The organism is Pseudomonas sp. CM25 (assembly GCF_013179705.1).
In the GTDB taxonomy this organism is placed as follows: domain Bacteria; phylum Pseudomonadota; class Gammaproteobacteria; order Pseudomonadales; family Pseudomonadaceae; genus Aquipseudomonas.
This window is the reverse complement of sequence record NZ_JABMCW010000206.1, coordinates 1-10,289: the sequence shown is the minus strand read 5'-3', so window position 1 is coordinate 10,289 and position 10,289 is coordinate 1. Positions and strand designations below refer to the sequence as shown.

General features: G+C 63.5%; 9 protein-coding genes and 1 pseudogene. 5 read left to right on the top strand and 5 right to left on the bottom strand.

The window, feature by feature from the left end:
* From HP546_RS19655 to nhaA, 4 genes and pseudogenes are all read left to right on the top strand, one after another.
* A pseudogene (locus HP546_RS19655) lies at nucleotides 1–278 on the top strand (ABC transporter ATP-binding protein); the annotation flags it as partial.
* A gap of 239 nt (nucleotides 279–517) precedes the next feature.
* The gene (locus tag HP546_RS19650) at nucleotides 518–1,192 is read left to right on the top strand and encodes a COG3650 family protein (protein WP_172228554.1); all 675 of its coding nucleotides are present in this window, start codon (nucleotides 518–520) and stop codon (nucleotides 1,190–1,192) included.
* 104 nt (nucleotides 1,193–1,296) lie between these two features.
* The gene (locus HP546_RS19645) at nucleotides 1,297–2,904 is read left to right on the top strand and encodes an NAD(P)/FAD-dependent oxidoreductase (protein ID WP_172228552.1); all 1,608 of its coding nucleotides are present in this window, start codon (nucleotides 1,297–1,299) and stop codon (nucleotides 2,902–2,904) included.
* 311 nt (nucleotides 2,905–3,215) lie between these two features.
* Nucleotides 3,216–4,391: a Na+/H+ antiporter NhaA gene (gene nhaA, locus HP546_RS19640; protein WP_172228550.1), complete on the top strand. Its 1,176-nt coding sequence runs from the start codon at nucleotides 3,216–3,218 to the stop codon at nucleotides 4,389–4,391.
* 70 nt (nucleotides 4,392–4,461) lie between these two features.
* On the opposite strand, the gene HP546_RS19635 is transcribed toward nhaA, so the two are convergent.
* Nucleotides 4,462–4,926 carry a glycine zipper 2TM domain-containing protein gene (locus tag HP546_RS19635; protein ID WP_172228548.1) on the bottom strand — a complete coding sequence of 155 codons (465 nt, stop codon included), beginning with the start codon at nucleotides 4,924–4,926 and terminating at the stop codon, nucleotides 4,462–4,464.
* Nucleotides 4,927–5,073: 147 nt separating this feature from the next.
* Between HP546_RS19635 and HP546_RS19630 the strand changes: the two genes are divergently transcribed.
* Nucleotides 5,074–5,307 (top strand): hypothetical protein, encoded by a 234-nt coding sequence (locus HP546_RS19630; protein WP_172228546.1) that lies wholly within the window; start codon nucleotides 5,074–5,076, stop codon nucleotides 5,305–5,307.
* 41 nt (nucleotides 5,308–5,348) lie between these two features.
* Here HP546_RS19630 and pdxH read toward each other — a convergent pair whose 3' ends face one another.
* The 4 genes from pdxH to HP546_RS19610 all read right to left on the bottom strand — a co-directional run.
* Complete coding sequence (gene pdxH, locus HP546_RS19625) at nucleotides 5,349–5,996, bottom strand: pyridoxamine 5'-phosphate oxidase (protein ID WP_172228544.1); 648 nt, start codon at nucleotides 5,994–5,996, stop codon at nucleotides 5,349–5,351.
* Nucleotides 5,997–6,014: 18 nt separating this feature from the next.
* The gene (locus HP546_RS19620) at nucleotides 6,015–6,992 is read right to left on the bottom strand and encodes an OmpA family protein (protein WP_172228542.1); all 978 of its coding nucleotides are present in this window, start codon (nucleotides 6,990–6,992) and stop codon (nucleotides 6,015–6,017) included.
* A 99-nt stretch (nucleotides 6,993–7,091) separates the two neighbouring features.
* Complete coding sequence (locus HP546_RS19615; RefSeq protein ID WP_172228540.1) at nucleotides 7,092–8,237, bottom strand: serine hydrolase domain-containing protein; 1,146 nt, start codon at nucleotides 8,235–8,237, stop codon at nucleotides 7,092–7,094.
* A gap of 147 nt (nucleotides 8,238–8,384) precedes the next feature.
* The coding region (locus HP546_RS19610) for a beta-galactosidase (RefSeq protein ID WP_172228538.1) at nucleotides 8,385–10,289 on the bottom strand (1,905 nt) is incomplete at its 5' end.

Sequence of the window (10,289 nt, the reverse complement as noted above, 5' to 3'; positions counted from 1 at the left end):
TGGCCATCGGCCGGGCGCTGATGAGCAAGCCCAAGCTGCTGCTGCTCGACGAGCCTTCGCTGGGCCTGGCGCCAATCATCATCCAGCAGATCTTCGACATCATCGAACAACTGCGCCGTGATGGCGTAACGGTGTTCCTGGTCGAGCAGAACGCCAACCAGGCGCTGAAGATCGCAGACCGCGCCTATGTGCTGGAGAACGGCCGGGTGGTGATGCAGGGGACGGGTGAGGCACTGCTGACCGACCCCAAGGTACGCGACGCGTATCTGGGTGGTTGATTGGGAAAGGGCCTTCGGGCCCTTTTTAATGCCTGCAAGGAATGAATTGCCATTGCCGGCCCTTTCGCGGGTAAACCCGCTCCCACAGAGGTAGCACCATGCTTGAATCTGGCGCCGTACCTGTGGGAGCGGGTTTACCCGCGAAGAGGCCCGCACAAGCAACCATTAACTTGAGATCCACCGCCAGCCTGCGTAACGTGGCCCGCTTTCACGGCAAAGATCCCGGAGCCTGCCCTATCATGCGCCTCACCCCCACCCTGCTGCTCACCGCCATGCTGCCCCTGTTCGCCGGCTGCCAGCTCATGGCTGACGCCCCCAGCGACCCGAACATCGGCACCACGCGCATGCAGGGCGAGCTGCGCGCCGCCGGCGGCCAGCTGCTGTTCAAGCCCTGCAGCGAAAACCGTACCTTCGTGATCAACGACGTCGGCGCCACCGGCATCCTGCAAGAAGCCGCCAATCTCGCCGAAGACGCAAACGACAAGCTGTTCGCCGACGTCCGTGGCCGCCTCGCCGGGACCAAGCAGGCCAATAACGACGGCCAGTTCGAGGTGCGCCGCCTGTACCGTCTGGAACCGTCCACGCGTGCCTGCGAAGACCCCAATTTCAAGCAGCTGACGCTGCGCGCCAACGGTCATGAGCCGGACTGGGACATCAAGGCCAGCGGCAAGGGCATGGTGCTCAACCGCGTCGGCCAGCCCCCCCTGCCCCTGCCCTTCCTGGAAGAAGAAGTACCCGGCGGCGGCCTTACCCTGAGCAGCGAAGCCAACGGCCAGCACGTCGAACTGTGGGTCGCACCGCAGCGCTGCGTGGGCAGCGCCACAGGCGCCATCTACCACCTGCGCGCCGAACTGCGCATCGACGGCAAGACCTTGCAGGGCTGCGGCTACTACGGCGGCGCGCGCGACAACTGATCGCCGGGCGCTTTTTATCCTGCCAGTCGGGGCGGCTAACAGCTTATACTTGGCGGTTTGTGTAAAGCCGCCGGCCGCCCATGGCCGGGATACTGGACCCTGCCATGCTACGAATCACCGAACTGAAGCTGCCCCTGGACCATCCCGACGAAGCCCTGCGTGATGCCATCATCCAGCGCCTGGGCATCCGCGACGAGCAACTGATCAGCTTCAACCTGTTCAAGCGCAGCTACGATGCGCGCAAGAAGAACAGCGAACTGCTGTTCATCTACACCATCGACCTGGAAGCCAGCAACGAAGCCGAGCTGCTGCTCAAGTTCGCCGATGATCGCAATATCGGCGTGGCACCCGACGTCACCTACAAGTACGTCGGCCAGGCCCCGGCCAACCTTGAACAACGTCCGATCGTGGTCGGCTTCGGCCCCTGCGGTATCTTCGCCGGCTTGCTGCTGGCGCAAATGGGCTTCAAGCCGATCATCCTCGAACGCGGCAAGGAAGTGCGCCAGCGCACCAAGGACACCTGGGGCCTGTGGCGCAAAAGCGTGCTCAATCCCGAGTCCAATGTGCAGTTCGGTGAAGGTGGCGCCGGGACCTTCTCCGACGGCAAGCTGTATAGCCAGATCAAGGACCCGCAACACCACGGCCGCAAAGTGCTCGAAGAGTTCGTCAAGGCCGGTGCCCCGGACGAGATCCTGTACATCAACAAGCCGCACATCGGTACCTTCCGCCTCACCGGCATGGTCGAGCAGATGCGCCAGGACATGATCGCCATGGGCGCCGAGGTGCGCTTTCAGGAGAAGGTCAGCGACCTGCTGATCGACGACGGCCAGGTGACCGGCGTGGTCCTGGAGAGCGGCGAGCAGCTGCATTCGCGCCATGTGGTACTGGCCCTCGGCCACAGTGCCCGCGACACCTTCCGCATGTTGCACGCCAAGGGCGTGTTCATGGAGGCCAAGCCGTTCTCGGTGGGCTTCCGTATCGAGCACCCGCAAACGCTGATCGACAAGGCGCGCCTGGGTAAATATGCCGGTCACCCGAAACTGGGTGCCGCCGATTACAAGCTGGTCTACCACGCCAAGAACGGCCGGTCGGTGTATAGCTTCTGCATGTGCCCGGGCGGCACCGTGGTCGCTGCCACCAGCGAGCCGGGCCGGGTGGTCACCAACGGCATGAGCCAGTACTCGCGTAACGAACGCAATGCCAACTCGGGTATCGTTGTCGGCATCGACCCCGAACGCGACTACCCGGGCGGCCCACTGGCCGGCATCGAACTGCAGGAGCGCCTGGAGGCACACGCCTACGTGATGGGTGGCAGCAACTACCAGGCGCCAGCGCAGCTGGTGGGTGACTTCGTCGCCGGCCGCGCTTCGACAGCGCTGGGCAGTGTCGAGCCGTCCTACAAACCGGGTGTGACCCTGGGTGACCTGGCGCCAAGCCTGCCGGACTTCGCCATCGAGGCTATCCGTGAGGCGCTGCCAGCCTTCGACCGGCAGATCAAGGGCTACAACCTGCATGACGCAGTGTTGACCGGGATCGAGACGCGTACTTCCTCGCCGCTGCGGATTACCCGTGGGGAGGATTTCCAGAGCCTGAACCTCAGGGGGCTGTTCCCGGCAGGAGAAGGGGCCGGGTATGCGGGCGGTATCCTGTCGGCAGGTGTCGACGGGATTCGCATTGCAGAGGCGGTGGCGCGGGATATGCTCGCCCTGTAATTTCGAATGCCTGTACGGGCCCCTTCGCGGGTGAACCCGCTCCCACAGGATTTTCCACATGGCTGAATCATGTGGGGTACTTGTGGGAGCGGGTTCACCCGCGAAGGGGCCGTACAAACCTCAGAGAATTCCGCCACACCAGTCTGACTTCCCCTCCACCCTTCCCCTCAATATGCATCTAGGCTTGCACCAGGCTTGGCAGTAACCCCATATAACAAAAACGAATATAGTTTTTATTTCAAAGCATATCGCCACAGACCAGGGTGTACGCCCATTCCATTCGTAAACTGCTCATGGAGAGCCCATAGCCCGTGCGTAGCCTGTTTACCCGTTTCTTCCAGCTAGAAGCCGCCAGCGGCGTGCTGCTGATCGTCGCCGCCATTCTGGCCCTGGTCATGAACAACTCGCCGCTTTCCTACCTGTACAGCGGCCTGCTGGACATCCCCGTCGCCGTCCAGGTTGGCGCGCTGAACATCGCCAAGCCGTTGCTGCTGTGGATCAACGACGGTCTGATGGCCCTGTTCTTCCTGCTTATCGGCCTGGAGGTCAAGCGCGAGGTGGTCGACGGCCAGCTGTCAAAGCCGTCCCAGGTAATTCTGCCTGCTACCGCCGCCGTCGGCGGCATGGTAGTACCCGCATTGCTCTACTGGTTCATCAACCGCGACAACCCGGCTGCCGTGACGGGCTGGGCGATCCCCACTGCTACCGACATTGCCTTTGCCCTGGGCGTTCTGGCCTTGTTGGGCAGGCGCGTTCCGGCGTCACTGAAGCTGTTCCTGATGACCCTGGCGATCATCGACGACCTGGGTGCGATTATTGTCATCGCCCTGTTCTACTCAGGCACCCTGTCAAGCTTGTCGCTGATGCTCGCGGCCGGCTGCCTGCTCACGCTGGTCGCGATGAACCGGCTTGGGGTGTTCAAATTAGGGCCGTACATGGTCGTTGGCCTGATCCTGTGGGTGTGCGTGCTCAAGAGTGGCGTGCATGCCACACTGGCCGGAGTCACCCTGGCCTTTTGCATCCCGCTGCGTACCCGCAATGCAGAAGCTTCGCCCCTGCTGGCCCTCGAGCATGCGCTGCACCCTTGGGTGGCCTACGCGATTCTGCCGCTGTTCGCGTTTGCCAATGCCGGGGTTTCACTGGCTGGCATGACCATCGACAGCTTCACCCACCCAGTGCCGATGGGTATCGCGATTGGCCTGCTGCTGGGCAAGACCGTAGGTGTTTTCGGCCTGACCTGGCTAGCGGTCAAACTCGGCATCGCCGCTTTGCCGGCAGGTGCCCGCTGGGGGCAAATGTTTGGCGTCGCAATCCTGTGCGGGATTGGTTTTACCATGAGCCTGTTCGTGGGCTCACTCGCCTTCGAGCCCGGCAGTAGCGAGTTCGCAGGCATGGACCGCATGGGCATTCTCACCGGTTCGTTCCTCGCCGCAGTGCTTGGCTATACCATCACTGCCATGGCCAGCCGCAAACCCGCCATCCACTGATACACCCGCAGCATGAAAAAACCCCGACTGGCGAGCAGCCATGTCGGGGTTTTCTGTAGTTGCGGTACGGTCAGTGCGAGACGCGACTGGTACCGTCGACGGTCATGATGCGCACGCGGTCGCCAACGCGGAAAATCTCGTTCTCTTGCACAGCCTGCACGTAGGCACGCATGCTGCCGTCGTCTTCACGCACGGTGATCTCGACACCCTGGGTGCGAGTCAGCCCTTCTTCGGCGGCGGAACCTGCCAGGCCACCGGCCACGGCGCCGATCACAGCGGCAACGATGCTGCCACGGCCACCGCCCACGGCGCTGCCGGCAACACCACCGACGATGGCACCCGCACCACCGCCGATCGGGGTCTTGGTGCCCTCGATCTTGACCGGGCGCAGGGATTCGATGGTGCCCATACGCACGGTTTGCACGCGGCGGGCCTCGTCACGGGAGTAGCTATCGCCGGTCAGGCTCGAGGCACAGCCCCCCAGCAGCAGCGACATGGTGGTGAAGGTTGCCACCAGCAAAGCGGATGTACGCATGGGTAAAATCTCCATAAGTCAGGTGCTTATTAGACGCTGCACGTTGACCGCTGTCACGGTACAAACGTAATAAAATTGTTTTCATTCAGCCGGGGTACAGCCGCTGCGGCTGTGCCAAGCGCCATTCAAGTGAGACCAAGGATAGCCATGGATTACTTCATCATCGTGGTCACAACCGCTGCAGGGCTGTATTTCCACGGCTGGTTGTACCTGCGCATTCGCCGCTGGATGGACCGCGACCTGGCATTGTCGCTGGCGGGGGCAGACCCGGGCAAACGCGCCTATATGCTGCAACGATTGCAGCAGGCGCGGACGCAGAAGGTGGGGCGCAAGCAGTTGGCGGGATGGTTGCAGCGGGAGGCGAAGGGTTATTCGCGCTAGCCTGGTGGGTTTGCGGGGGCTGCAAGGCAGCCCCCAGGATATCAGGGTGCCAGCCGCTCCCGCAGCCATTGCCCGTCGACCAGCCGATAGTTCAACCGGTCATGCAGGCGGCTTGAACGCCCCTGCCAGAACTCGATGCGCTCCGGCAGCAAACGGTAGCCACCCCAGTGTTCAGGGCAATGCGGCTGGGTGTCAGAGAAGCGCGCCTCGGTGGCCTTGACCAGGCCCTCAAGCTCCTCACGACCGGCAATCACCCGGCTTTGCGGCGAAGCCCAGGCCCCCAGGCGGCTGCCGAGCGGGCGCACCTGGTAGTAGTCGTCCGACTCCTTGGCCGTGACCTTTTCCACCCGCCCTTCAATACGTACCTGGCGCTCCAGCGCCGGCCAGAAGAAGGTCATGGCAGCGAAAGGATTGGCCTGTAGCTGCTGGCCCTTGGCACTGTCGTAGTTGGTAAAGAAGGTGAAACCCCGCTCATCGAGCCCCTTCAGCAGCAACACGCGGCAGTGCGGGCGACCGTCGCCATCGACCGTGGCAATGGTCATGGCGTTGGCTTCCACCGGCGCCTGCTCGGTTTTCACCGCATCGGCAAACCACTGGTGGAACAAGGCGAATGGCTCGCCCGGCGCCTGGGCTTCAGCCAGGCCATCACGGGTGTAGTCTCGGCGCATATCGGCCAGGGATTGGGTCATTGCTGCGTTCCTTGACGATCAATTGGTCTTCGCAGGGCTGTTGGAAGCTACTTTCTTGTCCGCGGTAGCTTTCTTGGCGAGCGGTTTGGCCGGCGCGGCTTTCTTCTTGGCGGTGGCTTTTACCGGGGCCTTGGCCTTGGCTGCCGGTTTTTTCGCCGCAGGTTTGGCTGCAGGCTTGCTGTCAGCGACCTTGGCTGCAGGTGCCTTGGCATCCTGCACCGCCACCATCGAGGCCGGGGTCGGTGCCGGGGTAGCCTGCTGATATTTGGCCAGCAATGCGACCATGGTGTTCTGCGGCGTCAGCAGCATTTCCACGCGGCGGTTCAGGGCACGGCCCTCGGCGCTGTCGTTGGCGGCGCGCGGCATGACCGAACCCATGCCCTTGAGCGTCAGGCGGTCACGTTGCAGGCCACTGAGGCGGAAGATGGCCGACACCGAAGCGGCGCGCTCCAGGCTGAGCTTCTGGTTGGCAGCGGCAGCACCACTGGTGTCGGCATGGCCCAGCACCAGCACGGCGGTCTTGGGGTCGCCTTCAACCGTTTTGGCCACGCGGGTGATGGGGCCGAGGGTCATGGGCAGCAGCATGTTCGGGCGGTCAGGGTTGTACGCGCTGTCCACCGGGATGGTGACGGCCAGCACGTTGTCGCGGCGCTCCAGCTCCAGCTTGCTGTCCTTGATCGCTTCACGCAGCTTGGGCTCGTACTCGTCCAGCCAGGCCTGGGTGGCCTTCTGGTCGATCTTCGGCACGACTGGCCCCTTGGCCTGCTTGTCGTCACCCCCAAACGGCCACCACCAGCGGCTGGCACTCTCGGACTTGGCGTCGGCCTTGGCGACGTTTTCGCTGACGGCTTGCTTCACTTCCTGCTCGGCAACCTTGTCCGAACCAAAGGGCCACCAGCTCGAGCCACTGGTCTTGGAGCCGTCCGGGGAGTGGCTGGCACAGCCGGTGACGGCGGTCAGGCACAGGGCGAGTGCTAAGGTTTTATGTGAAGACATCAGCGATACACCATGAAATAGAAAGAAAATTTGCCCACACACTTCAGGCGTTGGCAATGAGGATAGTCAAAGGGGTGGGGCAATACCCGCGTTACCCGATCAAAGGCAACTGGCAAGGACACGTACCAGTTTCTGGGCTCGTGGGTCCATGAGCACATAAGGGCCGAGGGTATTGACCACGAAACCGAAGGCCACATCGTGCTCCGGGTCGGCGAACCCGACCGACCCACCGGCGCCGGGGTGGCCGAAGGCGCGGGCGCCGAGGCCGAAGGTGGCATTGGCCACATCCGGCTGGTCGAGCATGCAGCCCAGGCCGAAACGGGTCTGGGTGAGCAAGGTGCGGTCCTGGCCGAGGCTGTGCTCGCGGGTCAATTCGTCGAGCAGTTCGGATTCGAGCAGGCTGCCGTCCAGCAGACCGGCATAAAAGCCCGCCAGGCTACGTGCATTGCCATGGCCGTTGGCCGCCGGCTGCTGCATGCGTCGCCATTCCGGCTTGTTGGTACTGGTGAGGATCGCCGGCGGGTTGGTGAACGCACGGGTCGAAAGTGCCTCGGGTTCACGCATGGTCACCTGCAACAGGCGCTGTGCTGCAGCATCGCCAGGGTTGCCTTTGCCGCGGGCGATATGCGCCACGCGGTGGAACTCCTCATCCGCCAGGCCTACATGGAAGTCCAGCCCCAACGGGCGCGCGGTGCGGGCCACGATCGAGTCGCCGGGGCCGCGGCCGTCGGCACGGCGAATCAGCTCGCCGATCAACCAGCCATAGGTGATGGCGGCATAGCCATGTTCGCTACCGGGCGTCCACCATGGAGTTTCCGCAGCCAGGGCATCGACCATGGTCTGCCAGTCATACAGCGCTTCGGCCGGCAACAGTTCACGGATGGCCGGCAAGCCGGCACGGTGACTGAGCAGGTGGCGCAGGGTAATCGACTGTTTACCACCCTGGGCGAACTCGGGCCAGTAATTGGCAACCGGGGCATCGAGACCCAGCTTGCCCTCGCCCACCAACTGCAAGGCGGTAACGGCGGTGAAGGTCTTGGTACAGGAGAACAGGTTGGCGATGGTATCGCTGTGCCAGGCCTGCTGGCCATCCTTGTCGGCACTGCCAGCCCACAGGTCGACGACCGTCTCGCCCCCCACCTGAATGCACAGCGCGGCGCCACGCTCCTGGGGATCATCGAACAGCGCGGCGAACGCTTCGCGCACGGCTTCGAACTTCAGCTCATAGTGACCCTGGATCTGCACCCGCTGTTCTCCGTACGACCATATCCAAAAGGGTGTGCATTGTTTCAGTAGTTTGGCGTTTTGCAAACTGGCTTGGGCTGGGTGGTCGCGATGAACGGTATTCATCGCAACACCAGGCCGCTCATGCACAGACCGCAGCAGCCCGTGCTACGGGGCTGGCTTTTCCAGTTGGGCGCGGAGCTCGGCCAAAGCCTGCAGGTTGCTCTTGCGCACGGCATCGACGAACCCCGGGTACGGCACATCGGTGATCGCCACCAGCCCGAGGTGCCCGTTCTCACCATCGAGCAAGCGGCCACTGGCCGGCTGGTCGAGGTACTGGAACCAGTGCGCGCCGACGATCATCGGCTGCGCCATGGCCGCTTTGAGGAAATTGCCATAGGCCGGGCCACGGTCTTCTTCCCGCGCCACTTCCAGCGGCCCCGGCCAGAACGGCCCGCGATCACGCGAACCAAACTGGAACTCCGATACCAGCACCGGTTTGTCCAGCTCGGCCAGGCGGGCGAAGTCGTAGCCGTCCTGCGGCTTGAGGGTATAGAAGTTGAAGCTGAGCACATCACAGAACTCGGCGCAGGCGTTGACCGCCTCCGGCGTGCTGACGGCGTAGCGGCCACCGAGCAGCAGGTGATTGGGGGCGTGCCAGCGCAGCGAATCGGCAATGGTGCGGAAGTAGGTTTCGGCGAACACTTGCTGGAAGTGCTGATAGTCACGTTCGATTTCCGGGTGCTCTGCGCTGGGCAGCGGCGCCTCGAAGCCTGGGTCTTCCATCAGCTCCCAGGCAGCCAGCTCGATGCCCCAGGCCTTGGACAGGCCTTCCTGGTTGCGGTATTTGTCGCGCAACTGCTTGAGGAACGCGCGCTTGGCCGGCACATCGGTAGTCAAGCGCAAGGTGCCGTAGGCCAGACCATATCGGGCCTTGGGGTCACTGCCGGGGGCGGCCCAGGCCAACTCGTTGTCGGCGAAGTAGCCCACCAGCCAGGGGTCGTCCCGGTGATCGCGGGCAGCAATGGCCACGGCGCGTTCGGTGGCCATGGCAAAGCGCGGGTCGAACGGGTCGGGCATGCGGCCCCACCAGTCCATGCCGGTACTGATGCTGGCGTAATCACCCACGATCGCCAACGGCAGGGTGTACGGCATGCGCCTGGCCTGGGCAAGGCCGGGTTCACTCCAGTTGCCGACCGTATTGAAACCCCAGGCCTGCAGGCGGTCGAGTGCGTGCCCCTGCCAGCGGGCAGCATCCAGCACCAGCGGCGGGCAGTTGGCCGGCTGCCCTTCTGCTGCGGGCGGGCAGGGTTTGCCATAGGTGCGCTGGACATTGGCGGCATAGAAATCGAACCAGCGCCCCTTTTTGAAATTGCGCCCTTGCGAAGAGGCATTGCCATCGTCGTTGTTGCCTTCGCCATAGAACGCGGCCAGTTCGTCGCCCTCGGCAGGCAACCCTTTGAACATGCCCTCACGCCCGGCGATATAGGTGCGACCGCCATCGGCAGCTACTGCGTTGACCCCCAGGGAATAGAACGGGTGGCCGTCCGGCGTTACCAGGTACCAGCGGCCATCACGCTTTTCGGTGCGGAAGAAGCCCTTGGACTCGAATGCCGGCCCGGCCAGCAGCCCGCCGTAAGCGTCCAGCTGCTGCTTGCCACGCTCTGCCAGCCAGCCTTTGAGTTGTTGCTGCTCACGCGCACCGGTCGCCTTCAGCTGTTCGTCATTTGCGATCTTTTCCGGCCATTGGGCGCGGGTGGACTGGCCGTAGGCATCGATCAGCTCATGGTAAGCCGCCTGGTAGGCCTGGTCGTCATCCTGAATGCCAACCCGTTCGATCAGCAGGTTTTGCGCTGCCTTGGGGTTGGGGATACTGAGGCTGACCGAAGCCACCTGCTTGAGGTCGAGCGCACCGACGCTGCTGGTCAGCAGCAGGCGCTGGCCGCCATGGTTCCATGGCATCGGCGGGCCGGCACGCATGCCCTGGCTCAACGGCGAGCTGGCTGTCAGCGGCACCATCACGGTCTGGGCAGGGCCCGCCGGCAAGTCGATGCGGCTGGTCAATGTACGACC

Excerpts from the sequence above, each read along its gene's own strand:
- HP546_RS19650 (WP_172228554.1), top strand. The coding sequence starts at position 518 with ATGCGCCTCACCCCCACCCTGCTGCTCACCGCCATGCTGCCCCTGTTC.
- HP546_RS19645 (WP_172228552.1), top strand. The coding sequence starts at position 1,297 with ATGCTACGAATCACCGAACTGAAGCTGCCCCTGGACCATCCCGACGAA.
- HP546_RS19635 (WP_172228548.1), bottom strand. The coding sequence starts at position 4,926 with ATGCGTACATCCGCTTTGCTGGTGGCAACCTTCACCACCATGTCGCTG.
- HP546_RS19630 (WP_172228546.1), top strand. The coding sequence starts at position 5,074 with ATGGATTACTTCATCATCGTGGTCACAACCGCTGCAGGGCTGTATTTC.
- pdxH (WP_172228544.1), bottom strand. The coding sequence starts at position 5,996 with ATGACCCAATCCCTGGCCGATATGCGCCGAGACTACACCCGTGATGGC.
- HP546_RS19620 (WP_172228542.1), bottom strand. The coding sequence starts at position 6,992 with ATGTCTTCACATAAAACCTTAGCACTCGCCCTGTGCCTGACCGCCGTC.